Source organism: Pseudoxanthomonas japonensis (assembly GCF_010093445.1).
GTDB lineage: Bacteria > Pseudomonadota > Gammaproteobacteria > Xanthomonadales > Xanthomonadaceae > Pseudoxanthomonas_A > Pseudoxanthomonas_A japonensis.
This window is the reverse complement of sequence record NZ_PDWW01000029.1, coordinates 26,353-52,863: the sequence shown is the minus strand read 5'-3', so window position 1 is coordinate 52,863 and position 26,511 is coordinate 26,353. Positions and strand designations below refer to the sequence as shown.

Genomic DNA, 26,511 nt, shown 5'->3' with positions numbered 1-26,511 from the left:
CCCCGCCCCGATGAACCTGCCTGCCTCCCCTGCCACGGCCGCGGCGACCGCGCCCCTGTTCGAACTCGACCGTGCCACCGTCGTGCGTGGCGCCACCCGCGTGCTGCACAACCTGTCGCTGACCATTCCGCTGGGCCAGCACACGGCGATCCTCGGGCCGAACGGCGGCGGCAAGTCGACTTTCATCAAGCTGATCAACCGCGAGCTGTATCCGCTGGCGCGCGAAGGCGATGCGCCGGTGAAGGTGTTCGGCCTGCGCCGCTGGAACGTCAACGAGCTGCGCAACCGCCTTGGCGTGGTGACCAGCGACCTGACCCGCGACCTGCAGCAGATGCCCTACCTGTGCGTGGAGGATGCGGTGGTCACCGGCTTCTTCTCCAGCTTCGTGGTGCCGCCGCACCGACAGATCGACGCCGGCATGCGCACGCGGGCGCGCGATGCGCTGGAGCAGGTGCGTGCGTCCACGCTGGCCGACCGCCCTGTCGCGGAGCTGTCCACCGGCGAGATGCGGCGCGTGCTGATCGCGCGTGCGCTGGTGCACGAACCGCAGGCGCTGCTGCTGGACGAACCCACCGCCGGCCTGGACCTGGTGGCGCGGCAGCACTTCCTGGGGCTGATGCGCCTGCTGGCGCAGCGCGGGATCACCCTGGTGCTGGTGACGCACCACATCGAAGAGATCATTCCCGAGATCGACCGCGTGCTGCTGTTGCGCGACGGCGCGGTCCATGCCGACGGCGACCGCGCGGCGACGCTGACCGATGCGCATCTCAGCCATGCGTTCGGCGGACCCGTGCGCGTGCGCTGCGAGGACGGCTTCTACAGCGCGGTGCCCGGTCATGCCTGAGCTGCCCGAGGTCGAGACCACCCGCCGCGGCCTGGCGCCGCACATCGAGGGGCGCCGCGTCCAGGCGGTGACGCTGCGCCGCCCGGACCTGCGCTGGCCGATCCCGGCGGAGATCGTGCAGGACCTGCCCGGCCAGCGCATCGACGCCGTGCGCCGGCGCGCCAAGTACCTGCTGGTGGACACGGCCGCCGGCAGCGCGCTGCTGCATCTGGGCATGTCCGGCAGCCTGCGCGTGCTGCCGGCCGACACGCCGGTGACCGCACACGACCACGTCGACATCGCGCTGCAGGGCAAGGAACACCGCGTGCTGCGCTTCAACGATCCACGCCGCTTCGGCTGCCTGCTGTGGCAGCCCTCCGGTGAGATCCACCCGCTGCTGCAGGGGCTTGGACCGGAACCGCTGTCGGACGACTTCGATGGCGACTACCTCTTCGAGCTGAGCCGCGGCCGCAAGGCACCGGTGAAGACCTTCCTGATGGACCAGGCGGTGGTGGTGGGCGTGGGCAACATCTATGCGGCCGAGAGCCTGTTCCGCGCCGGCATTTCGCCGCTGCGGACGGCCGGCAAGGTCTCGCGGGACCGGTACGTGGCGCTGGCGGCGGCGGTGAAGGACATCCTGGCGTACGCGATCACCCGGGGCGGCACCACGCTGCGGGACTTCCTGAGCCCGGACGGGGCGCCGGGCTACTTTGAGCAGGAGCTGTCGGCGTACGGCCGGGGCGGCGAACCCTGCCCGCGCTGCGGCCGGCCGATGAAACAGGCCAGCATCGGCCAGCGGGCCACGGTCTGGTGCGGGCATTGCCAGCGCTGACCCCCCCTGAGGGGCTGGCCCCGTCCTCACGTCATGTGAGGTAAATGACGTTATATTCCCGCCCTTGGCTCGTGGGGAAGACGGATGGCCGACGCACCTGACATCACCTTGTGGCTGGATTCGGCCCGTGGCGGCGACCGCGCCGCGCTGGACCGCGTGCTGGCCACGCTGTACCAGGAACTGCACACCATGGCGCGCCGCCAGCTGTCGGGACAGCACGGCTACACGCTGGACGCGACCGCGCTGGTGCACGAGTCCTACCTGAAGCTGCTCGGTTCCACCGGCACGGCCAAGTTCGAGGACCGCGCCCACTTCTTCGCCTATGCCGCCTCTTCGATGCGCAGCGTGGTGGTGGACTACGCCCGCAGCCGGCTGGCGCGCAAGCGCGGTGGCGACCTCAAGCGCGTGGCCGACATTCCGGAAGAAGTCGAAGGCAACCTGCGCCTGGACGAGGACATGCTGGCGCTGAACGACGCGCTGGAGAAGCTGGCCGCCGCCGACGAGCGCCTGGCCCAGGTGGTGGAGATGCGCTATTTCGCCGGCCTGTCGGAACTGGAGATCGCCGAGCTGCTGCAGCGCTCCGAGCGCAGCATCCGCCGCGACTGGCAGAAAGCCCGCCTGTTCCTGCTGTCGGCGATGGCGGACAGCTGAGCCCGCTCCACCCGCACCGCGCCGATGGACGTCGAACGCTGGAAACGCCTGTCCCCGCTGCTGGACGTCCTGCTCGAGCTGGAGCCCGAGGCGCGTGCGGAACAACTCGAGATCCTGCGCGCGGATGATCCGGACACCGCTCAAGAACTCGAGAAGCTGCTCGCGCTGGAGGAGGAAGGCGACGGCTTCATCGACCAGCCGCTGGTCGACAAGCCCGGCCAGCTGAAGCCGGGCACCCGCGTCGGCCCCTACCAGCTGGAATCGCTGCTCGGCGAAGGCGGCATGGGCATGGTGTGGCTGGCATCGCGTGCCGACGGCCTGTACCAGCGCCGCGTCGCGCTGAAACTGCTGCGCCCCGGTCTGGCCGACCCCAACCTGCGCCTGCGCTTCACCCGCGAACGCGAAATCCTGGCGCGGCTGGAACACCCCAACATCGCGCGCCTGCTTGATGCCGGCGTCGGCAGCGAGGGCCAGCCCTACCTGGCGCTGGAGTACGTGGAAGGCGTGTCGATCACCGACTACTGCCTGGCCAACAACATCGGGCTGGAAGCGCGGCTGGCGCTGTTCCTGCAGGTCTGCGAAGCGGTCAGCCATGCGCATGCGAACCTGATCGTCCACCGCGACCTCAAGCCGTCCAATATCCTCGTCACACCGACCGGCGACGTGCGCCTGCTGGACTTCGGCATCGCCAAGCTCCTCGACGACCCCGAGCCGGTGGCGGTGCATCCACGCACCGAGGTGCGCGCCTTCACCCTGCACTACGCGGCACCGGAACAGGTGCGCGGCGAGCTCGTCACCACCATGACCGACGTGTATTCGCTCGGCGTGGTGCTGTACGAACTGATCGCCGGCACCAAGCCGTACCGCCTGCGCCGGCAGACCGACGCCGAGTGGGAGCAGGCCATCCTGGCGGTGGAGCCGCTCAAGCCCTCGGTCGCCACACTGCGCACCACCGACGGCAGCCGCAACCAGGATCCGGATGCGCGCCGCACGGCGCGCAAGCTGGCGGGCGACCTGGACAACATCACGCTCAAGGCCCTGCAGAAGGCGCCGGAGCAACGCTACGCGTCGGTCGAGGCGCTGTCGCTGGACCTGCAGCGGCATATCGAAGGACGCCCCGTCCACGCGCGTCCGCAGAGCGTGGGCTATCGCGTGCACAAGTACCTGGTGCGCCACCGCTGGGCGCTGGCCATGGGTGGCCTGGCCACCACCGTGCTGGTCGCCGCGCTGGCGGCCAGCGTGTGGCAGGGACGCCAGGCGATGCGCGAGACCGCGCGCGCGCAGGCGATGCAGGACTTCGTGATCGGCCTGTTCGACAACGCCAGCGCGTCGCAGCAGGGCAGCACCTTCGATGCGCGCGAACTGCTGGCGGCGGGCGAGCGCCGCGGCGAACGCGAACTGGCCAACGAGCCGCGCGCGCAGGCGGAACTGCTGGGCGTGATCGCACGCCTGCGGCTGGGCCTGGGCGATTACCACGAATCGCTCGCCCTGCTGGAGAAACAGGCGCGCGTGCTGGCGGCGACCGACGATGTCCCCGACAGCCTGCGCCTGCAGGCGGCCACGCAGCACGGTCGCGTGCTGCGTCTGCTCGGCCGCTCGCGCCAGTGCGTGCAGGCCATGGTCCCGATGGAGGCACGCCTGGGCGCGCTCGAATCGCGGCTGCCCTTGCGCGTGGCCGAGTTCCAGTCGCAGAACGGGCGCTGCCGCGCGGATGCCGGCGAGAAGCAGGTCGCGCGCCAGATGTTCGACCGTTCGCTGGAGATCCGTCGTGGCCTGAAGGACGAAGCCGGGGTCGCCGAGAACATGCGCGATCTGGCGCAGCTCGATGTGGAACTGGGCAATGCCGAGGCTGGTGCCCGCGGCTACCGGGCGGCGCTCGCGCACCTGCAGGCGCATGGTCACGCGCGGCACCCGCTGGCCGTGGAGATCCTGCGCAGCCTGGCCATCCTCTATCGCAACCGCGGCGAGACCGACGCCGCGCTGGCGAATTTCGAGCGCGCGCGCGACCTGGCGCAGGACATCCACGGACCGCAACACCCGATCACCCAGGCCGTGCGCCGGCAAGTGGCGGCCATCCATGTCGATCTCGGGCAGCTGCACCGCGCCGAGGCGGAAATGCGCGAACTGCACGCGCTGACGCTGCAGACGGTAGGCCCGCAGCATCGCGATGCCGCGGCCAGCTGGAACTCGCTGGGCATCATCGCGTGGGAGCGTGGCGACTACCAAGCCGCCACGCGCGACGTCGGTCACGCCGTCGATATCCTGCGCCGCCTGGACAACGAGCAGCTCCTGCCGAGTAGCCTGTTCAATTACGGCATGGTGCTGCACGGCGCCGGTCGTGACGCCGAGGCGCTTGCCGCCCTGGAAGAAGCACGCCGGATCCGCGTCCGCACGATCGGCGCCAGCCATGCGCTCGTCGGCGAAACCGATCGCATGATCGGCGAAGTCCTGGCCGCGCAGGGCAAGCTGGAATCAGCGACGGAGCATTTCGATCGCGCCGTGCGGCTCACCCGCGTCGGCTTCGGTCCGAACCACCCACGCACCTGGTTCGCGGAACTGTCGATGGCACGCCACCTCACCCGCCTGGGCCGGCCGGCGGATGCCCTCGCCACGCTGCAGCGGCTGGCTCGCCACGAAGGCGGCGGCAGCGAGGCACCGAAGCTGCGCTGGCAAGCGCGCGCCTATCTCGGCGAAGCGCACTGCCGCCTCGGCGGGCGCGAACGCGACCGTGGCCGCAACGAGCTCGATGCCCTGGTGGGCGAGTTGCGCGCAGCGCAGCCGGATGGCGGCGTCATTCCCCGCGAAGCCGCCGACATCCGCGCCGCCTGCCACTGAGGCGGCTTACGCCAGCGGCAGCGACTGCTGCTGGGACTCGATGCGGCCTTTCCCGCGCGCGATCTTCTTGAACTCGGCACGGCTGACCGACACGTAGCGCTCGTTGCCGCCGATCTCCACCTGCGGCCCGTCCTGCACGGCCAGCCCCTGCTCGTTGACGCGCACGGTCATGGTCGCCTTCTTGCCGGTATGGCAGATCGTCTTGATCTCGCTCATCTCGTCGGCCCAGGCCAGCAGGTACTGGCTGCCCTCGAACAGTTCGCCGCGGAAATCGGTGCGCAGGCCATAACACAGCACCGGAATGCGCAGCGCATCCACCACGTCGCTGAGCTGCCACACCTGCGCACGGGTCAGGAACTGCGCTTCGTCCACCAGCACGCAGTCGAGCTTGCCGTGCGCGGCGATGTCGTCGCGCACCCACCGCTCCAGATCGTCATGCCGGTCGAACGCCACCGCTTCGGCGCGCAACCCGATGCGCGACGCCACCACGCCGCTTCCGGCACGGTCGTCCAGCCGCGGCGTCAGGATCGCCGCGCGCATCCCCCGCTCGCGGTAGTTGTGCGCGGACTGCAGCAGCGTGGTGGTCTTTCCGGCGTTCATCGCCGAGTAGTAGAAGTACAGTTTGGCCATGTCGTCATTGTAAGCGCGCTCCCCGGACCAGGCGCCTACTCGCCGGCCTGTCGGGGCACCTTCTCGATCTCGCCCACATCGACACGGCCCTTGGGCGGATCCTTCCACTGCGCGTCCTGCCAGGCCTGGTACTTTTCCGGTTCCCAGAACGCGGGGGCGTAGTACCGGCTCCCCTCGATGCGTGTCGGCACACCGTGCTCGTCGTAGATGACCACCCAGCGGGGGGGAGCCGCCGTCCAGGCCGAGCGCTTGATGTCCCATGCATGCCGCCGCATCTCCCTGGCCAAACGCTCCTTCGCCACCGCATCGCCGTAATCCGCCATGCGCCGCGCGCCTTCCTGCGCCACACGCTCCTTCTCCTCCTCGCTCAACTGGCGCCAATAGCGCTCGCGTACCGCGACGAACAGGACATAACCGCGCTGTGCCGCAAGGTCGGCCCACATGTATGCCGATGCCCGGTCGGCATCGGCGCCCTCGCCTTTCCACTCCATCTCCGCCAGCATGCCCTGCGACGGCTTGTCCCCGTACCAGGCAGCCTTCAGGAACTCGGCTCGCGCCAGGACGAAATCTCCGGCCGCATACGCATCCCATCCGAGCTTCCGATGTTTCATGTCGGGATGGGCGTTGAGGAACGCCCTGCTACTGAACGCGAACTGCTGCTTGCGCGTGAACGGGCCGCTGGCGTCCTGCGCCCTTGCGACCCCGATGCTTGTCAATGCCAGGCCCGCAGACAGCAAGGCGCAGCACGAAGAACGTCCGATGCCCATGCATCCCTCCTGGATCCGTTTGCAGACCGCGCCAGCGTATCAATTCTCGGGAGCATCCACCGTTTCGACTTCCCCCACCCGCACCCGCCCTTCGAGCGGCGCTTTCCAGATGGCGTCCTGCAATCGCCAGTACTGCTCGGGCTGCCAGTACTTGGCGGCGTAGTACTGTTCGCCGGTCAACGTCATGCCGGTGCCCGCCAGCGGGCCCGTGTTGGGGATGATGGTGAGATTGCCGACGTAGCCGACGCGGCTTCCCGTGACATTCCGCTGCCCGTGGCGGAGAACCTTCTCCAGCCGCGGCTTGGCCATGTCGTCGCCGTAGTCCGCCAGGACGGCCTGTCCCCGCGTGATCGCGTCGCGCCGCTCCTCTTCGCTCAAGTCGGCCCACATGCCTTCGCGCCTCACCAGGAAATCGTGGTATTGGCGTTCGGCCGCAATATCCATCCAGGCATAGGCAAGCGGCCGATCCATCTCGACGCCGGTGCCGCTCCAGTACATCTCGGCGATCATCGCCTGGGACGCCTTGTCGGCGTAGTGGGCCGCACGCTTGAACTCCGTCAATGCGACGGCGTATTCCTTGCGGTCGTACGAGCGCACCCCCTCGGCCCGCCAACGCAGGTCCGGATGCGCGGCCAGGAAACCTTCGGTCAGCACGGCGGGATCGATCTCCGCGTCCCCGGCAAAGGCCTGCCCCAGCACCAGCATGGCGCCGAGAGCGGCGGCGGCGCAGCGTAAGAAGACGTTCATGGCGATCGACCTGCGTCCTGTGGCACCGGATGACGCATGCTAGGAGAAGCGCAACGCGGTTGTCTGTAAACTGATGGCCTACGCAGAAGTACGTCCCATGCACGGTCTCAACCCCCCCCAACGCGCCGCCGTCCTGCACAGCAAGGGCCCCCTGCTGGTGCTCGCGGGCGCCGGCAGCGGCAAGACGCGGGTGATCGTGGAGAAGATCGCGCACCTGATCGCGGGCAACCACTTCCCGGCGCGCCGGATCGCGGCGATCACCTTCACCAACAAGTCTGCCAAGGAAATGCGCGAGCGCGTCTCCAAGCGGATCAAGGGCGATGCGGCCGAAGGGCTGACCATCTGCACCTTCCACGCGCTGGGCCTGAAGTTCCTTCAGATCGAACACGCCGCGGTCGGCCTGAAGCGCGGCTTCTCCATCTTCGACGCCGACGATGCCCACGCGCAGGTCAAGGACCTGATGTACGGTGCCAAGCCCGACGACGTCGAGGCGGCGAAGAACCTGATCTCACGCGCGAAGAATGCCGGACTGTCGCCCGAAGAAGCGCTCGCCGAAGCGCGCACGAACCGCGAGAAGGGCGCGGCGCTGCTGTACCAGCGCTACCAGGACCGGCTGACCACGTTCAATGCGGTGGACTTCGACGACCTGATCCGGCTGCCGGTGCAGATCCTGGAAGGCAATCCGGAGATCACCGCGGCGTGGCGCGAGCGTATCGGCTACCTGCTGGTGGACGAATGCCAGGACACCAACGATGCGCAGTACCGCCTGCTGAAGGCGATCGCCGGCGAGCGCGGCGACTTCACCTGCGTGGGCGACGACGACCAGAGCATCTACGCCTGGCGCGGCGCGAATCCCGACAACCTGCTGCAGATGGCGAAGGATTATCCGGCCCTGCAGATCATCAAGCTGGAACAGAACTACCGCTGCAGCAACCGCGTGCTGCGTGCCGCCAATGCCCTGATCGCCAACAACCCGCACGAGCATCCGAAGGCGCTGTGGAGCGACCAGGCCGACGGCGAGCGCATTCGCGTGTGGGAATGCCGCGACAACGAGCACGAGGCGGAGAAGGTCGCCGCCGAGATCGCCTTCGTGCAGGTATCCAAGAGCGCGGCCTGGAGCGACTTCTGCATCCTGTTCCGCGGCAACCACCAGTCGCGTGCGCTGGAGAAGGCGCTGCAGCTGCTGCGCATCCCCTACCACCTGACCGGCGGCACCGCCTTCCTGGAACGCCAGGAAGTGAAGGACGCGATGTCGTGGCTGCGCCTGCTGGTGAACCCGGACGACGATGCGGCCTTCCTGCGCGCCGTGCAGTCGCCGAAACGTGAGGTCGGCGCGACCTCGCTGGCGAAGCTCGCCGAGATGGCCCAGCACGCGCACCTGCCGCTGTCGCGCGCGGCCGAATCGATGGGCGCATTGAAGGCCTTGCCGCCACGCGCGGCCAATGGTCTCAGCGCTTTCGTCGACATCGTGCGCGACCTGCGCCGGCATGCCGAGGAACTGCCCCCGGCCGACCTGGTCCGCCGCCTGAGCGAACGCTCCGGCCTGCTGGCGGACCTGCGTTCGCAGTGCAAGGACGAGGCCTCGTTCCAGCGCCGTCGCGCCAACCTCGACGAACTGGCCGACTGGTTCGAGGGCGGGCCGCGCGGCAGTTCGGCCGGCGACCTCGCCGCGCAGCTGGCGCTGCTGTCGCGCAACGACAAGGACGACGGCGGCAACCAGGTACGCCTGATGAGCCTGCACGCGGCGAAGGGACTGGAATTCCGCTACGTCTTCATCGTGGGCTGCGAGGACGGCACGCTGCCGCACGAGACCAGCGTCGAGGAAGGCAATCTGCAGGAAGAGCGGCGCCTGATGTACGTGGGCATCACCCGGGCGAAGGAACAGCTGTGGCTCAGCCACAACCGCGAGACGCGCCGCTTCGGCGAGCGCATGCGCCTGCAGCCGAGCCGCTTCCTCGACGAGCTGCCGGCGGACGAACTGCAACGCGACGGCGCCGATCCGGTCGCCGATGCGGAACGCAAGAAGGAGCGCGCCAGCGCCGGCCTGGCGGCGATCCAGGCGATGTTCGACTGACCCACAACGGCGGCGGTTGCGCTACGCTGCGCGGCATCGCACTCCGGTGGACCTGGGCATGACGCGCGACAGCAAGGCTTGGCGGTGGATCGGCTTCCTGATCGCCCTCGTCGGCGTTGGCTTTCCGTACTGGCAATTGCCGCCGGAACTGGCCGGCCTGCCGCGCGCACTCTATGGCCCAGGACTCGTCGCCGTCGGCGTGATCGCGATGCTGCTGCGGGCCTTCGGCACCGGACGTTTCCTGACGCTGTGGCTGCTGATCGCGCTGGCGGTGCCGGCCGCGGTACTCGTGCGGCTCGCGCTGGATGCCGCGCGCGGCGTCGCCGGTCCTGGACTGGCGGTCGCGGACGTGGTGGTCGGGTTCGGGCTCGGCCTCGGCGCATCGCTCGCGGGCATGCTCGTCGGCAGCCTGTTCCTGTTGCGTAGCAGCCGGCGGCCGAAGTGACGGCAGAAGGAGACGTAGCGATGGAGCCCCACCTCTCCCACATCCACCAGATCGCCATCACCGTCGGCGATGTCGATGCCGCGCTGGCGTTCTACCGGGACGCACTGGGACTGACTTTCCTGTTCCAGCCCGCGCCGACGCTCGCCTTCCTGCGAGCCGGCGATGTGCGCCTGATGCTGACCACGCCGCAGGGCGTAGGCGCCGTCGGCGCGAACTCGATCCTCTACTTCACCGTGAACGACATCGTCGCCACGCAGGCCGCGCTGGTCGCACGCGGCGCGACGGAAGAGCGTCCGCCGCAGCTCGCGGCGCGGATGCCGGACCACGAACTGTGGACCGGTTTCCTGCGCGATCCGGATGGCAACCTGGTGGGATTGATGGAAGAGAAGCGGTAGCGCGCCCGTGTCCGCTCAGCGCACCGGCACGGGGGACTCGCGTGCGGGCTCGACAGGTGACGCTTGCGGCAGCGTCATGTGCAACGGCTGCCCTTCGCGTGCCGCCAGCGCGCGCTCGACATCGGCCTGGAACTGACGCGCCCACGGACCGCTCAGATACTCCGAGACAACGGCAGACATCGGATCGCTTCCCATCACCGCCGCCGCACGCGAGGCCTGCTCCACCAGATCGTTGAGCCCGGGCCACGTGGAGCGGTCTCCCGCATCGGGCTGCATCACCTTATCCGGCGCCGGCGGTGATACCCCGGAGCGGCGTTCGAATTGCGCGTCGAGCGCTTCATCGATCGGTTCCTTGCGATTGCAGTCGTCCACCACGCCACGCCGGCAAAGCCGCTCCGGCGCCAGTGTGTTCACCTGGTCGCGGATGCCGTCGCGGTCGTAGCCGCGCGTGCCGTACAAGCCACCCATGTGCTGGTCGGAGCGGTGGATGACGTATTGCTCGGGATCGGTTGGAAGCGGACGCTTCTCCAGATAGGGCGTGTCGCTGAGCCGGTTGAGGAACTCGACGCTCAAATTGTAGTTCTCGATACCTAATCCATTACGCAAGCGCGTGTCCGCCATGTTTCCATGAGATCCGGGGCGGGCAAGGTTGAGGCTGCGATCGTCTTCACTGAACCCCAGCGGCACGTGCAGGGTGACCTTGAATAAATCACGACGCTCGTTTTCTGCCGTCAGCTGGAACGTTTTCAGGGTCGAGGGAGGCAAGCGGCGATCATGCTCCCCGACGCCCGTTTGAACGGGATCGATCAGCAGCGCCACTTGCGGCGTCAGGCCTGGCTGCACGAGCAGCGGTCGGTCGGCGTACTCGATGCGGGTGATCAGGTTCTCCCCATTCAACCGATACTCCGCGTCATCCGGATCGCGTATCCCACGCACATCAATCATGCGCTCCAGCGCCGCTATCTCTTCCGCGCCACGACTGAACCCGATACCGGCGACGCGGATCTGCGCTTCGGGATCCTCCCTAAGCCGTTCCTTGGCCTGCACGCAGAACTTGAAGTAAGCCGTCTCGACCCGCTCGTCGAAGGTGTGACCGAATGGCCCGTCAAACAACTTCTCTGGCGTCCTGAGCAATCCATTCTGCGTAAACGTACCTTCCACATAGCCCGCCGCCACTCCGGGCGGCCTGGCCTCTTCAATCCGCTTGTAGATCTTCGCGATCGTGCTCCATTGCGCGGGATCATCGTCAAACATGCTGTTCCCGGTACCGTCCATACCAGCGATATACAAACGCTCGTGTGGACTTCCGTCGCGGAGAAACAGGGGAACCCTCAGCTTGGCAAGATAAGCTTCGGCTTGACGAAAATTTTCGCGACCCGCGTCCCCGGTTCGCTCCACCTCGATCTTGCCGTCCCGATCCCGCGCCTCTTCACTCGACTGCATGGTGAGCACTCCTTGCTCAGTAGTTCCGACTGAATACCTTGATCAAATCGTTCCGGAAGTCGCTGTGCCGATTCCCTGGCGTTTGCAACTGCCTGGTGGATATGTGTGCCCTCATGTAGACGCTGATGGCGCGATCGTTGACCTCGAGGATGATGGCAGGCAGCGATCCCGGCCCCGGTCCTCGCTCAGATACTTCGTCTTCCTTGAGATTGTGCCGGATCAGCTCATCCCTGAAGATCTCTCCGATATCAATCTCGGCCTCGAGCGGCGTCCCATCCTTTGAGCGCCAGGTGACGCGGGCCGGAGGCGGGAAGTTCGGGATGGGGCCGCGCCCCGCACTCAGCAGCTTGTCGAGCGGTCGTCCATACGATTCGACCGAAGGCGATGGCCTGTCTTCCGCGCCATGCCTGAAACCCCGATAGAGGATTTCGCACGATTGGGTGTCGAAGCAGTGAGCACCGAAATAATGCGCCCTGAACCTAAGCGGCCATTCGGTGCCGACGTTGGTGTAGTGGCCTTCCGGCAGTGCGGAAGAAGAATCGGACGAGTTCGATGGGGCCATGGTGGCGTGGCATCCTGTCGTGGCGATGATGACTAGTGCGCTACCGGCAATGGTCCAGGGATTGTTTCGATTCATGGCGCTATCCCAACCCCCTGTTGACCCCATGCTATCGCGGCACCGACGTTCGAATGATCCGATTCTGGGATATGAAGACTGATCGAGTGCATGGCGAGCGCTCCTTGCTCAGTAGGTACGGCTGAACACCTTGATCAGGTCGTCGCGGAAGTCACTGTGCGGGCGATCCGGAAACTGCGGTTTCTTCAACGCGATCATGTCCCGCATGTAGACGTTGATGGTCCGATCATTGACCTCGACGATGATTCGCGGCGTTCCGCTGGTTGCAGGATCCAGAGCATCTTCACGCGCGACTTGGTGCCGGATCAGCTCATCCCGGAAGATCTCTCCGATATCGATTTCAGCCTCGAGCGGCGTTCCGTCCTTCGAGCGCCACGTGACGCGAGCGGGAGGCGGGAAGTTCGGAATGGGGCCACGGCCCGCACTCAGCAGCTTTTCGAGCGGTCGCCCATACGATTCGACCGACGGCGAAGGCCTGTCTTCCGTGCCGTGACGGAAGCCCCGATAGAGGATTTCGCACGATTGGGTGTCAAAGCAGTGAGCACCGAAATAATGCGCCCTGAACTTAAGCGGCCACTCGGCGCCGACGTTGGTGTAGTGGCCTTCCGGCAGCGCGGAAGAAGGACTGTCTGAGCTCGATTGAGCCATGGTGGCGTGGCATCCTGTCGTGGCGACGGAGATCAGCGCGCTGGTGGCGATGCTCCGCATGAGGTGTCGTTCCATGAAAACGTTCCGTGCCGGGGGCGAGGCGAACGTAGCGCGAGGGATCACTGCGCGCAACGTCCCTCCGCGCGTAAGCGCATGTAGTGCCTTTTTCGTGCCGGCGAATGGCCCGCGACCCCATCCATCATCAATGTGAACCAGCGCCGGGAGCGCGCAGGAACATGACAGGCGATACCCGATTCACGCTGCTCGCGTCCTACAACCGGTGGATGAACCGGCGCCTCTACGACACCGCGGCGACGTTGCCACATGAAGCCCTGGTGGCGGATCGCGGCGCGTTCTTCGGCTCCATCCTCGGCACGCTGAACCACCTGGTGGTGACCGATACGATCTGGCTGAAGCGCTTCGCCTCCGCACCGGAGGCACCCGGGGTACTCACCGCACTCGACGACACACCGATGCCGACTGCACTGGATGCGATCCCGTATCCCACGTTGCCGCTGCTGCGCGAACGCCGGGAATGGATGGACGCGCTGATCCTGCAGTGGGCGGCGACGCTCACGGCCGAACGGCTGGGCGGATCGCTGACCTATGCGAACACGAAGGGCACGGCCTTCACCCGCAGCGTGCTGGGCCTGGCGACGCACCTGTTCAACCACCAGACCCACCATCGCGGGCAGGTCACCACGCTGCTGTCGCAGGCGGGCGTCGACATGGGCGTGACCGACCTGCTGGCGCTGGTGCCCGACGAGGGCTGACGCTCAATTGCCCCGCGCGGCTAGCAGGGCGTCGAGCTGCGCGCGGAGCGTGGCGACGTCCGCCTCCAGCGCCGCGATGCGAGCCTCGAGTTCGGGCGACGCGGATTCTCCCGCGGACGCCGACGGCGCACGCGCGGTGATCGCCGCGACATCCACCGGCCCGCTCAACAGGTGTGCATAGCGGTCCTCGCGCTGGCCCGGACCACGCGGGATCTGCACGACGAGCGCGGCATCGCGCTGGATCAGCCGGTCGAGGTGATGGCGTACGTCGTCCGCGTCGTTGAACTTGAACAACCGCTCGCTGCGCGCGAGCAGCTCGTGCACGGTCTGTGCGCCGCGCAGCATCAGCAGGCCCAGCAGCACGGCCTGCTGCCGTGGAATGCCGAAGAACGCTGCCGTGCGATGTTCGTAGCGCTCGGCGCGCGAGGAGAACACCTGCTTCGCCAGGCCCTTCTGCTCCAGTTGCCGCAGCGCATGGTTGACCGCGCCCGGATCCAGCGTCATCACCGGCTCGCGCGCGGTCTTCTGGTTGGCGGCGGCCTGCGCGGCGTTGACCGTCAGCGGATAGGTTTCCGGCGTTGTCGCCTCCTTCTCGATCAGGCAGCCCAGCAGGCGGGCCTCGGCGGCATTCAGGACGGGCGCGGTGTCTTCCATGGAGGGATCGGGATCAGGAACGGGCCGGCAGGATAACCCGCGCACCGTCGTGCCAAACGACGCGTGTAACACCGGTCGGCTAGAATTCCCGCACATTCGAAATGGGATCTTCCATGCGCGTTTCCCTGCTTGCCGCCGGCCTGGCGGCGTCGTTGCTGACCCTGGCCGCCTGCAAACGCACCGAACCCGCCGCTGCGCCAGCCGATGCAGCCGCGCCCGCCGCCGCTGAAACGCCGTCGAAGCCCACCGGCACGCACGACAACCTCAATGCCGTGGCGTGGGTGCAGACGTCGGTCGAGTACCGCGCGATCACCACGCAGACCTTCCGCGCCGCCGCAGACCACCTGGACGTCGCGCTGAAGGAAAAGCACTGGGACGCGCTGGTGCCCAGCGAACGCGGCAACGCCGCCACCGGCCTGAAGCCGGCCGTGGTGATGGACGTCGACGAGACGGTACTGGACAACTCGCCCTACCAGGCGCGCCTGATCCGCGACGGCAAGGAGTACGACGAAATCAGCTGGGACCAGTGGGTGGCCGAGAAGAAGGCCAAGCCGCTGCCGGGCGTGGTCGATTTCGCCAAGGCCGCCGCCGCCAAGGGCGTGACCATCCTGTACATCTCCAACCGCGCCGTGCACCTGAAGGACGCGACGCTGGCCAACCTGCGCGACGCCGGCCTGCCGGTTGCCGACGACAGCGTGTTCCTTGGCCTGGGTACGGTGCTGGAGGGCTGCGAGCAGAACGGCAGCGAAAAGAACTGCCGCCGCCGCCTGGCCGGCCAGCAGTACCGCGTGCTGATGCAGTTCGGCGACCAGATCGGTGATTTCGTGCAGGTGGAAGCCAACACCCGCGACGGCCGCCAGGCGCTGTTCGACGAGTACGACGACTGGTTCGGCGAGCGCTGGTGGATGCTGCCCAACCCGACCTATGGCTCGTGGGAGCCGGCGCTGTTCAACAACGCCTGGGACCAGCCGCCCGCCGCACGCACGCAGGCCAAGCGCGACGCGCTGGACTACGCACCGTGAGTGCCGTCGGCCCCGTCGCGCTCAGCGCGCGCGAGCGCCTGATCTTCGCGCTGGACGCGCCGTCCGGCGCCGACGCGCTGGCGTGGGTCGACCGGCTGGGCGATGCGGTGCAGTTCTACAAGATCGGCATGGAGCTGCTGGCCAGCGGCGACTACTTCACCGTGCTGGACGAACTGGCGCGCCGCGACAAGCGCGTGTTCGTCGACCTGAAGTTCTTCGACATCCCCGCCACCGTGGCCGGAGTGATCCGCGGCCTGTCCCGATGGCCGGTGACCTACGCCACCATCCACGGGTGGCATGCGGGGATGATGGAAGCGGCGGCCGAGGCTCGCGGCGGCGAGCTGCGGCTGCTGGCGGTGACCGTACTGACCTCGATGGATGGCAGCGATCTTCGCGCCATGGGCATCAATGGCGGCGAACCGGCCGGCATCGTCGCGCAACGCGCACTGGCTGCGCAGGCGGCCGGCATCGACGGCGTGATCTGCTCGGGTCAGGAGGCCGGCATGATCCGCGCCGCGACAGGACCCGGCTTCTCCATCGTCTGTCCCGGCATCCGGCCGGGCGGCCCGGTGGGCGACGACCAGAAGCGCACGGTCGGCGTGGCCGAGGCGTTCGCGCTGGGGGCCGATGCCATCGTGGTGGGTCGGCCGATCAGCAAGGCGCAGGATCCACGTGCCGCGGCGGAAGCTATCCAGCATGAGATCGCTGGCGTATTCAATTAATTCAATAGCTTACCTATATCTATTTCAGGTGTTGCCTTAGCATTCGGGCGCGGGTAGTCTGTGCGCATCCGGCCTCTGGGCCGGAGATGTGCCACAACACTTCGTCCTCCGGTTTCGACCGGATTTCAGGAGGTCGCGACGTCGCAAGACGCCCGGCCTCCTTTTTTATGGTCCGGCGACCGGCAACTTGCGACGGCCATGCTTGCCGCCTCCCGCGCCGGCCGCGAAGATGCGGGGCGACTGGGGAGTCACACCGCATGAAGCCGAAGCCGTCCGCGTCCGTCCTGCGCGTGCTGGCAGCCCTCGGGCTGTCGCTGCTGCTGATCGCCGCCTGCAAGAAGCGCGAACCCGTGGAACTCGCCGGCGCCGCCAGCGAGCCGGCCGCCGCCGTCCGCCAGTTGGCCTCGCACCTGCAGCGCAACGACCTGGTCGGCTTCGCCCGCGATGCCGTGCCGCCCGATGTGCACGCACGATTGGACGCCGCCTGGCGTGCCGGCCACAGCCGCTGGCCGCTCACCGAACTGCCGCTGGACGACAAACTGGTGCCGATGCTGGCCGCGCTGTCGGCGAAGGACGCGGAGAAGACCCTGCAACGCAGCTTTGACCGCCAGTTCGCCCGCCAGGACCGCGACCTGAAGGAGGCCGCTCGCACGCTGGGCCTGTTCGGCGTGCAATACGTGAAGAACGAAGGCGACTACACCCAGGAGGAACGCGACCACTACGCGCAGGTGATCGCGGCCCTCGGCGACTGGGCGCAGCAGGCGCCACTCGGCGATCCCGCACTGGCCAAGGCCTCGCTGGCGCGGCTCGCGCCGGCCGCGCGACGCACTGGGCTGACCACCGAACAGGCGCTCAACGACGCCGGCATGACCGATAGCCTGCGGCGGCTGACGCCGTTCTTCATCGAGGCCAAGGCCACGTTCACGCGTTATGGGCTGCCGCTGGATGCCACCTTCACCGACCTGCGCACCGGCCTGGTCGAACAGAAGGGCGACACCGCCACGGTGCGCATCCACTACCCGCTGGGCGAACGCGAGATCGATACCGTGGTCAGCCTGACCCGGCGCGACGGCCGGTGGTACCTCAGCGACTACCTCAGGCATGCCGACGAGGTACTGGCGGCGGCGACGCCCGCGCCGGACACGCTGCCGGCGCCGCCCGCCGAAGAAGAGACGCCATCGCCGCCGTGACGAACCGGCGGTCCTGCGCGATCACGGTCTTGGCGCTGGCCACGCTGATGGCATGCGTGTCCGCCACGCATGCGCATCCGGGCGGTCTCGACAAGCACGGTTGTCATACGAACCGGAAGACCGGCGAGTACCACTGCCATCGCGGCGGCACCCCGCCCCGCACGACGCTGACCGCACCCGCGCCCGACCAACGCCCCGCATCCTCCGGGCCCGCGCGCCTTGACGGCGCAGGGCCGGGGCGCGCCTTCCGCAACTGCGACGAAGCCCGCGCGCATGGCGCAGCGCCGGTACGGCGGGGCGATCCCGGCTACGGACCTCACCTGGACCGCGACAACGATGGCGTCGGTTGCGAGCCGTACCGGGGGCGGTGAATCCTTGCGTTTCAGACACTTGCAGGATTTCTTCCCGCCGCCCGAAGAGCCCCGGAATGCCGACAGGGGCGGCGGCGGACGCTGTAACCGCTTTCCAGCCGGCCACGGGCGTGGGCCATAATGCGGCCGATGCCTGAACAGAATTCCCTGCCGTTCCCGGACGGCCCGACCCCGACGCCGCCGGAGAAGAAACCCGCGACGTCGGACGCGCCTGCGTCCGACGCATCGGCCGACCCCGTGGCCGCCGCTGATGCACCGGTGACCGCGGGCGTACCGATGGCACCGTACACCGCCGCCCGCCAAGCCAAGCGCCCGCTGTGGGCGCGCCTGCTGGGGCGACTGGCGGACCCGTGGCTGGCGTTGAACATCGAACCCGGGGTGCCGGCCGATCTGCTCGACGGCCGTCCGGTCTGCTACGTGCTGGAAGACTACGGCCTGTCGAACGCGCTGATCCTCGACCGCGCCTGCCGCGACGCCGGTCTGCCCTCGCCGCTGGTGCCGCTGCCGGTCGGCGGCAATCCCCTCGGTCGCAAGCGCGCCTACGTGGCGCTGTCGCGCCGCAACGCCAGCACGCTGATTCCCGACCAGGTCAGCGCCAAGACGCATTCCGGCTCGCTGGCCAAGCTGCTGCAGGCGCATCGCGCCCAGCCGGACCTTGACGTGCAACTGGTGCCGGTGTCGATCTTCGTCGGCCGCGCGCCCGACAAGCAGAGCGGCTGGTTCTCGGTGCTGTTCTCCGAGAACTGGGCGATCGTGGGCCGCTTCCGCCGCCTGCTCGCCATCCTGCTCAACGGCCGCGGCACCATCGTGCGCTTCGCGCCGCCGGTCTCGCTGCGCGGCACCGTCGACGAAGGCCTGGAGCCCGAGCGCACGGTCCGCAAGCTCTCGCGTGTGCTGCGCACGCACTTCCACCGCATCCGTGAGGCCGTCATCGGCCCCGACCTGTCCACGCGCCGCCTGCTGGTCGACCAGGTGCTGGCCGCCGAGCCGGTGAAGGACGCCATCGCCGAACAGGCCCGGCGCGACAAGTCCAAGCCCGAGGACGCGTGGAAGAAGGCGCACGCCTACGCCTGGGAAATCGCCGCCGACTACTCCAATCCGGTGGTGCGCTCGGCCAGCTTCCTGTTGAGCCACGTGTGGAACCAGATCTACGACGGCGTGCTGGTCCACCACCTGGACAAGTTCAAGGAAGCCGCACCCGGCCACGAAGTCGTCTACGTGCCCTGCCACCGCAGCCATATGGACTACCTGCTGCTGTCGTACCTGCTGTACGAACGCGGCATCGTGCCGCCGCACATCGCGGCCGGCATCAACCTCAACCTGCCGGTGGTGGGCACGCTGCTGCGCAAGGGCGGCGCGTTCTTCATGCGCCGCAGCTTCCGTGGCAACCCGCTGTACTCGGCCGTGTTCACCGAATATGTGGCGCAGCTGGTGTCCGGTGGCTACTCGCTGGAGTACTTCATCGAAGGCGGTCGCTCGCGCACCGGCCGGCTGCTGCCGCCGAAGGGCGGCATGATCTCGATGACGCTGCGCGCGTTCCTGCGCCAGCCGCGCAAGCCGGTGCTGTTCCAGCCGGTCTACATCGGCTACGAGAAACTGCTGGAAGGCACCAGCTACCTGGACGAACTCAGCGGCCGGCCGAAGGAGAAGGAATCCATCTGGGCCGTGCTGTGGGGCATCCCCAAGGTGCTGCGGCAGAACTACGGCCAGGTGGTGGTGAACTTCGGCGAGCCTATCCCGTTGAACGACGCACTCGCCAGGCACGCGCCGGAGTGGGACGGCACGCCGGTCGGTGAAGAGGAAAAGCCCTCGTGGCTGTCCGACATCGTCGATGCGCTGGCCCAGCAGATCCAGGTCAACATCAACCGCGCCGCCGACGTGAACCCGATCAACCTGCTGGCGCTGGCGCTGCTGTCCACGCCGAAGCACGCGATGGGCGAGGCCGACCTGGTCGCGCAGATCGAACTGTCGAAGACGCTGCTGGCCGAGTTGCCCTACTCCGACCGCGTCACCGTCACCCCGCACTCGCCTGACCGCATCATCTCCCACGCCGAAGACATCAACATGCTGCAGCGGATCAAGCATCCGCTCGGCGACGTGCTGAGCGTGGACGACGACACCGCCGTGCTGCTCAGTTATTACCGCAACAACGTGCTGCACCTGTTCACGGCCTCGTCGTGGATCGCGTGCTGCTTCCAGAACAACCGCCGCATGAGCCGTGCCGGCGTGCTGCGGCTGGGCCGCACGCTGTATCCGTTCCTGCAGGCCGAGCTGTTCCTGCCGTGGACCGAGGACGAGTTCGCCGAGCGCATGGAGCGCACCATCGAGGTGTTCGTCCGCGAAGGCCTGCTGCAGCAGGTCAACGACGACGATGGCGGCATCCTGGCGCGCAGCGCCGGCCAGACCGACGAGGTGTTCCGCCTGCGTGCGATCGGCCACTCGCTGCAGCAGGCGTTCGAGCGCTACTACATCGCCATTTCGGTGCTGGTGAAGAACGGCCCGGGCACGCTGGGCGCGGCGGAACTGGAAAGCCTGTGCCAGCAGGCGGCGCAGCGCCTCAGCCTGCTGTACGCGCCGGCCGCGCCGGAGTTCTTCGACAAGACACTGTTCCGCGGCTTCATCCAGAAGCTGCGCGAACTGAAGCTGGTCTGGCCCGACGAGAACAGCAAACTGCTGTTCGACGAACGCCTGGACGCCTGGGCGCGCGACGCCAAGGCCATCCTCGGCCGCGAACTGCGCCACACCATCGAGAAGGTCAGCCCGGAAGCGGCCAAGCCGGCCGAGCCTGTGGCGGTGCCGCAGGACTGACGGAAACGCGGCCGCCTACTGGCAGCGTCCGTCACCGGGCGTGTAATCGACGGTGCCGTCTCGCAAATCCACACGCAGTTCGCCTTCGTCGTAGGTGACCACACGCACGACATGGCCGCCTGCAATCAACGCAGGTTCGCCACAGCGCCACCACGTGGAACTGACGGTAGCGGGCGCGGCCACGGCCGCCTTTTCGCCCAGCAAGCTCGACAAGGTGTAGCGATGCGTGGGCGTGCCGTCGGCAGCATGCACGGTGAGCACGACGCCGCGCCCCACCTGCGCCCATTCATCGAGTGCCACCACCGTGCCGTTGCCGGCAAGCACTGGATCGACTGGCGAAATCGCATGCGGGGGCACGTACGCCGTCGATCGCGTGTAGCGCTCGGCCTTGGCATCGTAGCGGCAGATCGTCGTACCTGCCGGCTTCAGACCGCGCCGACCGGGCTCCATACGAACCAGATACGCGCCCGATGCGCTGGCTTTCACCTGTACGCCGGGCGGTGCCCACGAGTCCGCATGCGCAGGGAAACACGCCAGCAGCATGGCGAATGACAGACTCAAACGCATCATGTTCAGAAGCCGGTACCGGCAGCAGCGTCGCAACTGGTACGCAGGAACTCGATGGCATACGCGACGCGCGACGCCAGAGTCTCCGCACCCAGGTAGATGCGCGAATGCGCCAAACCACCCTTAAAGAGCAGGATGACGTCCGTGCCCTCGGCCTTCACTTCCTTCACGTCACCCCAGGAGAATCCTTCCTTGTTGGTTCCCCATTTTGGGTAAGCGTCGGGAAACGTATCGGGCAGGTAATACATCTTGCTCTGGCTGGGTCGACCACTCGGCCAGCCTTCCATCGTTACCGCCGACATGTCGAAGAGGATCCTCGACCTGCAGCGCGCCAGCGCATTCGCATCGGTGATTCTCCCCGTACCCCGTATCGCGGCGCCGCCCACCTTCTTTGCTTCGTCGAGCACATGGAAGAGGTCGCCGGGCACGTATCGGTTGTCGGGCAAGGTCAGCGCAATGAACTTCTGCGCGTTCTCCACCGTCTGGGCGCCCTCCTGCGCATGTAGACCGACGCATGGCAACAGGAGTAGAGCAGGAACAAGCAGGTGTTTTCTCATGGACGATCTTCCGAGGTTGGGAGGCTTCAGTAGCCACCGGATTACCAGCCGCAGACTGTCACCGAACGTACGTCAACGATGGCAGTCTCGGGCTTGCAAGCCAGAGGTGGATTGAGCTTCTGGGTGTCTCCGTAACAGGAGTTCCCTCCGACGAAATTGGCGAACACCATGTTGATGCCCTGGCCTTGCGGTACGCCGGGACAACGCGCCTCGTACTGGACGGAGATGCAGTTGGCGATGCGCGGCGAGACCGCGGGGCGCGTGCCGGTGACGGTGTCCTGCCCGCCGCACTTGAGCGCGCGCAGGCGGATGCCGGCCCGCTCCGCCGCCAGGTGCTTGCGCAGGTCGTCCTCGCGCTTCTTCTTCGCTTCGGCTTCAGCCCGCTCGCGTTCCGCCCGCTCGGCTTCGAGCGCTTCGCGGCGCTTGCGCCCGGCGGTCGCGGCATCGTCCGGCTGGCCCGAGGCCGCGGGGTCCGGCGGCTTGGCGCCACCGCGCGCCTTTTCCGCCGCCAGCCGCATATCGGTCAGCCGCTCGGCTTCCGCGCGCCGGTGGGGTGCCATGCCCAACCGCGCCATCTCTTCATTGATCATCGTGTCACGACGCGCCTGCGCGCGGCGGGCCTCGGCCGCCTTCTCGTCGCGGGCGCGCCTTTCGGCTTCGGCACGCGCCTTGTCCTGCGGGCTGCTGCAAAGGTCCAGCCGGTCCGCGCTGCAACTTGGCGCGGAGATGATGATGTAGCTTCTTTCGTCCTGCTGCGCTTGAACGACAGGCGCAGCCGCCACCATCACCGTCATGGCAACCAGCGCGCATGGTGTCCATCGCCGTTTCATCAGAACCCCGTTCCCGACGTGGCGTCGCACTGGGTGCGCAGGAATTCCATCGCATAAGCCACGCGTGTGGCCAGCGGCTCCGAGGCCAGGTTGAAGCGCATGGCGGGCTTGATCCCGCGCACGACCACACTGCTGCCTTCCTGCCTGACCTCTGCCGCCTTGTCCCAGTCGATGACATACGATGGCTTGCGGTAAGGCAGGCGGACGTTCCAGTAGTTCTTCGGACCGTCATCGACCTCGATTTGCTTCGCCTGGACCTCCGGTGTGGAGATCTGCGAGGAACAACGCACCAGTTTGGTGATAGACGTCAGCTTGAAATCCGCTACGCGATGGGTCGACGTCTTGTAGTCCCCACAGCCGTACTCCCCTGCCCTGATGCCGGAAGCCGTGTCGTAGTTGTAGTAGCGGCAGTAGGACTTGTCCGCGCTCACGGTGTTCCAGCCACTCCCGCTATCGATCTCGAACGTGGTTGCGCCTTGCTCGACCACTTTCGAGAGAAACAGGTGGGCGCCCTCCACCGTCTGCTGTTGCGCATGTACCGGAAATGGCGCGGCCAGCAGTGCCAGGAGCCATATCTTGTGGGAGACATTCATTCGCTTCTTCCTTGTCGCCCGTCCGGGCCGTGTTTTGCTTGGATGTTTGCTGCTTTTCGACAGATGCCTGGACTGCGCTACACCGGACCGGCTCAATCCGCCTGTTTCGGCGCTGCCCGCAGCAGCTTGCTGATGTCGGTTCCGTACAGATCCATCTGCTGCCGGTACATCGCTTCTGCCGCGTCCTTCGCGAGCCGCTGCGTCTCGCCGGACGCCGCCATGTAGCCCGCCACCGCCTCCCGGCACGGCCGGGCCGCGGTGATCTTGTCGAAGTCATGCAGCGAGCCGTCGTCGAAGCCCTTGCACTGGGCCGCGACAAACGCGAGGTTGTGCGCCTCGACCGCGCCCTTGCGATCGCCGGACGCGAACAGTGCCTTGCCGAGTGCGTTGTTGAGCTCCGCGAACCGGATCGCGTTGGTGCCCTCGAATGGCATGGACCAGCCCTCCGCGTCGCCGCGCTGCAGCCACTGCAACGCGTTGCGGTACGCCACGATGGCGTCAGCGCGCACCGCCTTCGCGCGCGGGTCGCCTCCCAGCGCACTGGAATGGGCGATCAGGGCGTTGCCATAGTCGGTTTCCAATGCTTCGCTGCGTACCACGCCCTCGGCGATCAGCGCCATCGTTCTTTCGTTGTCGCGGGAGGTGTCGAGCCGTTCGTAGTAGTGGGGCACCACCTGGCGCGGCAGGTCCACCACCGCGTCCGCATTCTCCAGGTCGCCGGACGCGACCAGCGCCTTCAGGAAATGACCCTGCAGGCGCAGGTTGTCGATCACGGTATGCGCATGCTTGCCGCCGTCCAGGTGTTTTTGCATCTCCTTGTGCCCGGCGTACAGCACGGACAATGCACGTGCTGTATCGCCCGCCTCCACGAGATTGCCGCCGTACGCGGCAACCGCATTCAGGCGGTACTTGAAGACTTCGTGACGGACACCCTCATCGGCGTCCGGCGCCGCCATCGCCGCATCGTAGTGGCGGATCATCGCCTCGCAGTCGGCGTCCTTCTTCTCGCCGAAGCACTCGTACGAGAGTTCGTTCGCCGCTTCGACGGCGCGACGCCATTGCGGCTTTTCCTCGGCACCGGCAGGCGCCACGGCGGCGGCCAGCATGGCCAGTAGCGCCATGCCCGCGCGTTTCCGGCGGGATCGGGCGACAGGTTGGAATGGCATCACGGGCGGAGTCCTCGCTTCAGACTGCTGGGAGACGTGGCTTCAGGGAGTGGGGCGGTTGTGCGGACTCAGGGCGCGAACCGGCATGCCGGCGTTCGGATCGCCGAGGGTTTCCTCGCCTTCGTTTTCATCAGCATCCCGTCACCTCCGTCACCCGCACCGTCACCTGCTCTACCGGGCACGACAGCGGCGAACCGGGAATGGCGATCGCATCGCCCACGCCCATGCAGCTGCCGCCGATGTAGTTGTGCTGGCTGCCCTGCACGCCCGCGCCCTGCCCAACGCCGGGGCATCGCGCTTCGTAGTGCACCGTGACGCAGCCGTTGACGGTGGTCTTCGGGCCGATAACGTAGTAACGGCCGCTGCCGCCGAGGCAGCTGTCCGCGCGCAGGCGCAGGCTGTTGCGGGCCAGCAGCAGGCTCTGCTGCCACGCCTGCTGCTGGCGCTGCTTCGCCTGCTCTTCGGCCAGCCTCCGCGCCTCGTCCTGGCGCTTCCGCTCGACGTCTTCCTGCTGCTTCCTGCGCGTCTGGTCGGCAGCCTGCTGCTGTGCCACGCGTTGCCGTTCGGCTTCCTGCGCCGCCTGCTGCCGTGCCTGTTCGGCCACCTGCGCATTGGCCTGTTGCTGTGCGAGGGCGCTCTGCTGGGCCTGCTGGCGGGCGCGCAGTTGCTCCGCCTGCTCGGCCTGCTGTCGCGCCTGTTCGCGCGCCTGCGCTTCTTCCATCGCGCGCCGCGCGTCGGCTACGCGCTGGTTGGCGCGATCGACCTCGGCCATGTCCTGCTGGATGGTCGCCGCGGCCGTATTGAGGCCGCCCATGAACGCCGCGAAGTTGGCCTCGCGCTGCGCTTCCTCTTCGCGACGGCGCCGCGCGTCGATCTGGCGCTGGTAGTCGTCCTGCACCATCCAGTTGGCGTGGATGCCGCGATACTCCTGCGCCAGCGCCGGCGTCACCGGCATCAGGTCGTAGGTCCGGTCGAACGTGTCCGACCGTCCGCCGAGCATGCCGGCCGTCCAGCCGTAGCTGCGCCATTTCGGCGTGCCGTCCGGCGCCACCCAGAAATCGACGTTGCGCACCCAGCCCGTGTGCGGCGCCATCGTCACCTTGATGGCTTCGGTCAACAGGCTTTCGTAGTACTTCTTGCGGGTGGTGAATTCCAGCACCTGGCCGTCGTCCTTCCAGCGCGCGCCGGTGCTCACGTAATACTCGCCCTTGCGCGACGTGATATGCGGCTTGAGCTCGTTGGGCTGCTTGCCGCCGGGCATGGCGACGTAGGTGAAGTCGCACTCGCTGCCGCCGTCGGCGGCGAAGAAACACACGCGCAGCCCATCGCCTTCCTGGTGGAAGCGGATGTAGCAGTTGTTGCCACCCACCTGCGAGGGCTTGCACCAGGTGAAGGTCTGGCCCGACAACGCCGCCAGCGGCCCCAGGCCGGTGATGACCGGCGCGGGTGCGGGCGGCGGTTCGGGCAGCGCCTGCGTGGACACGGGCGCGGGCACGAGTGTCGTCGCCATCGCTTCGGAGCCGGAGGCCGGCATCGTCGCCACCGGTGTCCCGGCATGAACGTCGGCCGCATCCGCGACGACGGGCGCGCTGTCGCTGGGTGCCAGCGGCTTCAGCTCATGCGCGTATTTCACGTCCGTCACCTGCTCGTCCTTGAGCTTGACGCCCTCGTACATCACCTTGTCATCGCTCGCGAGGCGCAGCCGGTAGGGCAGCTTGATCATGCCTTCGCGCGCCCAGACCACCTCGCCCGGCGACGCGATGCGCCCCTGCCACTTGAGATTCATGCCGAGCAGCGACGAGGTCAGCAGCAGTCGTCCCGGCGCATCGCCAGGACGGATGACGTTGGTCTGCACCACCTTGCCGTCGTGCGGGTTGATCCATTGCTCGCGGAGCTCCTGGCCCGGCGACAACCAATGCCAATCCACGCGGTACCCATCGCCAAGCTGCCAGCTGTGTTCCGCCAACCGGAGGTAGGGCCCCCATGCAGCGGCGTCGATGGCAGGCTCGGTGGTGGCGGCTTCCTGCGCGCGCGCGCCGGGAATGCCGATGGCCAGGCATGCAAGGACGAGAAGGACACGGGACAGGGACATGATCGGATTCCGGACGGGACGGTCGGGTGCGACGGCGCCACGCGATGCCACGGCGCAATCCTTCGCAGCCTTATCGGCACCTCGCTCGTCATCCTTGAGCCCGCGCATCTCCCGGCCGCCATCTCCCCATGGCACCGTGCGATCCGCCGCACGCGGCGATCACGCCCCCTCCGCGGACGATAGCCGCCTGCGACAGATGCGCGCACTCCCGTTCCGGACTTGACGCGAGGGCGCGTTTC

The 26,511-nt window shown here is 67.5% G+C and carries 26 protein-coding genes; 13 read left to right on the top strand and 13 right to left on the bottom strand.

Annotated elements, in window-relative coordinates; all coding sequences use genetic code 11:
- Nucleotides 1-10 precede the first annotated feature (10 nt).
- The 4 genes from CSC78_RS16470 (at nucleotide 11) to CSC78_RS16455 (ending at nucleotide 5,141) form a co-directional block, all read left to right on the top strand.
- A complete protein-coding gene (locus CSC78_RS16470; protein ID WP_162338955.1) occupies nucleotides 11-844 on the top strand; it encodes an ABC transporter ATP-binding protein in 834 nt (277 codons plus the stop codon).
- Nucleotides 837-1,655 (top strand): bifunctional DNA-formamidopyrimidine glycosylase/DNA-(apurinic or apyrimidinic site) lyase, encoded by an 819-nt coding sequence (gene mutM / locus CSC78_RS16465; protein ID WP_162338951.1) that lies wholly within the window; start codon nucleotides 837-839, stop codon nucleotides 1,653-1,655. The genes CSC78_RS16470 and mutM overlap by 8 nt, the downstream gene beginning before the upstream one ends.
- 84 nt (nucleotides 1,656-1,739) lie before the next feature.
- Nucleotides 1,740-2,306, top strand: coding sequence for an ECF-type sigma factor (locus tag CSC78_RS16460; protein ID WP_162338950.1), 567 nt, complete (start codon nucleotides 1,740-1,742; stop codon nucleotides 2,304-2,306).
- A 24-nt stretch (nucleotides 2,307-2,330) separates the two neighbouring features.
- Entirely contained in the window at nucleotides 2,331-5,141 is a 2,811-nt protein-coding gene (locus tag CSC78_RS16455) for a serine/threonine-protein kinase (protein WP_162338949.1), read from the top strand.
- A 6-nt stretch (nucleotides 5,142-5,147) separates the two neighbouring features.
- Here the strand turns inward: CSC78_RS16455 and CSC78_RS16450 are convergent, their stop codons facing one another.
- The 3 genes from CSC78_RS16450 to CSC78_RS16440 all read right to left on the bottom strand — a co-directional run bounded on the left by CSC78_RS16450 (nucleotide 5,148) and on the right by CSC78_RS16440 (nucleotide 7,285).
- Nucleotides 5,148-5,771, bottom strand: coding sequence for a thymidine kinase (locus tag CSC78_RS16450; protein ID WP_162338948.1), 624 nt, complete (start codon nucleotides 5,769-5,771; stop codon nucleotides 5,148-5,150).
- Between the two features lie 35 nt (nucleotides 5,772-5,806).
- Nucleotides 5,807-6,382 (bottom strand): sel1 repeat family protein, encoded by a 576-nt coding sequence (locus tag CSC78_RS16445; RefSeq protein ID WP_162338947.1) that lies wholly within the window; start codon nucleotides 6,380-6,382, stop codon nucleotides 5,807-5,809.
- Nucleotides 6,383-6,577: 195 nt separating this feature from the next.
- Nucleotides 6,578-7,285, bottom strand: a complete 708-nt coding sequence (locus CSC78_RS16440; protein WP_162338946.1) for a sel1 repeat family protein — start codon at nucleotides 7,283-7,285, stop codon at nucleotides 6,578-6,580.
- A 97-nt stretch (nucleotides 7,286-7,382) separates the two neighbouring features.
- On the opposite strand from CSC78_RS16440, the gene CSC78_RS16435 reads away from it, so the two are divergent.
- The 3 genes from CSC78_RS16435 to CSC78_RS16425 are packed head-to-tail and all read left to right on the top strand — an operon-like array spanning nucleotide 7,383 to nucleotide 10,199.
- Nucleotides 7,383-9,359, top strand: coding sequence for a UvrD-helicase domain-containing protein (locus CSC78_RS16435; RefSeq protein ID WP_162338945.1), 1,977 nt, complete (start codon nucleotides 7,383-7,385; stop codon nucleotides 9,357-9,359).
- A 58-nt stretch (nucleotides 9,360-9,417) separates the two neighbouring features.
- On the top strand, nucleotides 9,418-9,804 hold the full coding sequence (locus CSC78_RS16430; protein WP_162338944.1) for a hypothetical protein: 387 nt from the start codon (nucleotides 9,418-9,420) through the stop codon (nucleotides 9,802-9,804).
- 20 nt (nucleotides 9,805-9,824) lie between these two features.
- On the top strand, nucleotides 9,825-10,199 hold the full coding sequence (locus CSC78_RS16425; RefSeq protein ID WP_162338943.1) for a VOC family protein: 375 nt from the start codon (nucleotides 9,825-9,827) through the stop codon (nucleotides 10,197-10,199).
- A gap of 15 nt (nucleotides 10,200-10,214) precedes the next feature.
- On the opposite strand, the gene CSC78_RS16420 is transcribed toward CSC78_RS16425, so the two are convergent.
- The 3 genes from CSC78_RS16420 to CSC78_RS16410 all read right to left on the bottom strand — a co-directional run bounded on the left by CSC78_RS16420 (nucleotide 10,215) and on the right by CSC78_RS16410 (nucleotide 13,002).
- Nucleotides 10,215-11,642, bottom strand: a complete 1,428-nt coding sequence (locus CSC78_RS16420) for a phospholipase effector Tle1 domain-containing protein (protein WP_162338942.1) — start codon at nucleotides 11,640-11,642, stop codon at nucleotides 10,215-10,217.
- A 16-nt stretch (nucleotides 11,643-11,658) separates the two neighbouring features.
- Nucleotides 11,659-12,279 (bottom strand): hypothetical protein, encoded by a 621-nt coding sequence (locus CSC78_RS16415; protein ID WP_162338941.1) that lies wholly within the window; start codon nucleotides 12,277-12,279, stop codon nucleotides 11,659-11,661.
- 108 nt (nucleotides 12,280-12,387) lie between these two features.
- Complete coding sequence (locus CSC78_RS16410) at nucleotides 12,388-13,002, bottom strand: hypothetical protein (RefSeq protein ID WP_162338940.1); 615 nt, start codon at nucleotides 13,000-13,002, stop codon at nucleotides 12,388-12,390.
- A gap of 161 nt (nucleotides 13,003-13,163) precedes the next feature.
- Between CSC78_RS16410 and CSC78_RS16405 the strand changes: the two genes are divergently transcribed.
- Nucleotides 13,164-13,700, top strand: coding sequence for a DinB family protein (locus tag CSC78_RS16405; RefSeq protein ID WP_162338939.1), 537 nt, complete (start codon nucleotides 13,164-13,166; stop codon nucleotides 13,698-13,700).
- 3 nt (nucleotides 13,701-13,703) lie between these two features.
- Here CSC78_RS16405 and CSC78_RS16400 read toward each other — a convergent pair whose 3' ends face one another.
- Nucleotides 13,704-14,354, bottom strand: coding sequence for a YceH family protein (locus tag CSC78_RS16400; RefSeq protein WP_162338938.1), 651 nt, complete (start codon nucleotides 14,352-14,354; stop codon nucleotides 13,704-13,706).
- Nucleotides 14,355-14,467: 113 nt separating this feature from the next.
- Here CSC78_RS16400 and CSC78_RS16395 point away from each other — a divergent pair, with 113 nt between their 5' ends.
- The 5 genes from CSC78_RS16395 to plsB all read left to right on the top strand — a co-directional run bounded on the left by CSC78_RS16395 (nucleotide 14,468) and on the right by plsB (nucleotide 20,467).
- Nucleotides 14,468-15,376 carry a 5'-nucleotidase, lipoprotein e(P4) family gene (locus CSC78_RS16395; protein ID WP_238391319.1) on the top strand — a complete coding sequence of 303 codons (909 nt, stop codon included), beginning with the start codon at nucleotides 14,468-14,470 and terminating at the stop codon, nucleotides 15,374-15,376.
- On the top strand, nucleotides 15,373-16,098 hold the full coding sequence (gene pyrF / locus CSC78_RS16390) for an orotidine-5'-phosphate decarboxylase (protein WP_202924204.1): 726 nt from the start codon (nucleotides 15,373-15,375) through the stop codon (nucleotides 16,096-16,098). The genes CSC78_RS16395 and pyrF overlap by 4 nt, the downstream gene beginning before the upstream one ends.
- 257 nt (nucleotides 16,099-16,355) lie before the next feature.
- Nucleotides 16,356-17,288: a hypothetical protein gene (locus tag CSC78_RS16385; protein ID WP_162338935.1), complete on the top strand. Its 933-nt coding sequence runs from the start codon at nucleotides 16,356-16,358 to the stop codon at nucleotides 17,286-17,288.
- 47 nt (nucleotides 17,289-17,335) lie between these two features.
- Complete coding sequence (locus CSC78_RS19225; protein WP_162338954.1) at nucleotides 17,336-17,659, top strand: excalibur calcium-binding domain-containing protein; 324 nt, start codon at nucleotides 17,336-17,338, stop codon at nucleotides 17,657-17,659.
- Between the two features lie 120 nt (nucleotides 17,660-17,779).
- Entirely contained in the window at nucleotides 17,780-20,467 is a 2,688-nt protein-coding gene (plsB, locus tag CSC78_RS16375) for a glycerol-3-phosphate 1-O-acyltransferase PlsB (RefSeq protein WP_162338934.1), read from the top strand.
- Nucleotides 20,468-20,482: 15 nt separating this feature from the next.
- Here the strand turns inward: plsB and CSC78_RS16370 are convergent, their stop codons facing one another.
- The 6 genes from CSC78_RS16370 to CSC78_RS16345 all read right to left on the bottom strand — a co-directional run bounded on the left by CSC78_RS16370 (nucleotide 20,483) and on the right by CSC78_RS16345 (nucleotide 26,272).
- A complete protein-coding gene (locus tag CSC78_RS16370; RefSeq protein ID WP_162338933.1) occupies nucleotides 20,483-21,034 on the bottom strand; it encodes a hypothetical protein in 552 nt (183 codons plus the stop codon).
- A gap of 5 nt (nucleotides 21,035-21,039) precedes the next feature.
- Nucleotides 21,040-21,591, bottom strand: coding sequence for a hypothetical protein (locus CSC78_RS16365; protein ID WP_162338932.1), 552 nt, complete (start codon nucleotides 21,589-21,591; stop codon nucleotides 21,040-21,042).
- A 41-nt stretch (nucleotides 21,592-21,632) separates the two neighbouring features.
- A complete protein-coding gene (locus CSC78_RS16360) occupies nucleotides 21,633-22,385 on the bottom strand; it encodes a hypothetical protein (RefSeq protein ID WP_162338931.1) in 753 nt (250 codons plus the stop codon).
- Nucleotides 22,386-22,420: 35 nt separating this feature from the next.
- Nucleotides 22,421-23,014: a hypothetical protein gene (locus CSC78_RS16355; protein WP_162338930.1), complete on the bottom strand. Its 594-nt coding sequence runs from the start codon at nucleotides 23,012-23,014 to the stop codon at nucleotides 22,421-22,423.
- Between the two features lie 92 nt (nucleotides 23,015-23,106).
- Nucleotides 23,107-24,135 carry a hypothetical protein gene (locus CSC78_RS16350; protein ID WP_162338929.1) on the bottom strand — a complete coding sequence of 343 codons (1,029 nt, stop codon included), beginning with the start codon at nucleotides 24,133-24,135 and terminating at the stop codon, nucleotides 23,107-23,109.
- Between the two features lie 175 nt (nucleotides 24,136-24,310).
- On the bottom strand, nucleotides 24,311-26,272 hold the full coding sequence (locus CSC78_RS16345) for a flagellar export protein FliJ (protein WP_162338928.1): 1,962 nt from the start codon (nucleotides 26,270-26,272) through the stop codon (nucleotides 24,311-24,313).
- Nucleotides 26,273-26,511: the final 239 nt, after the last annotated feature.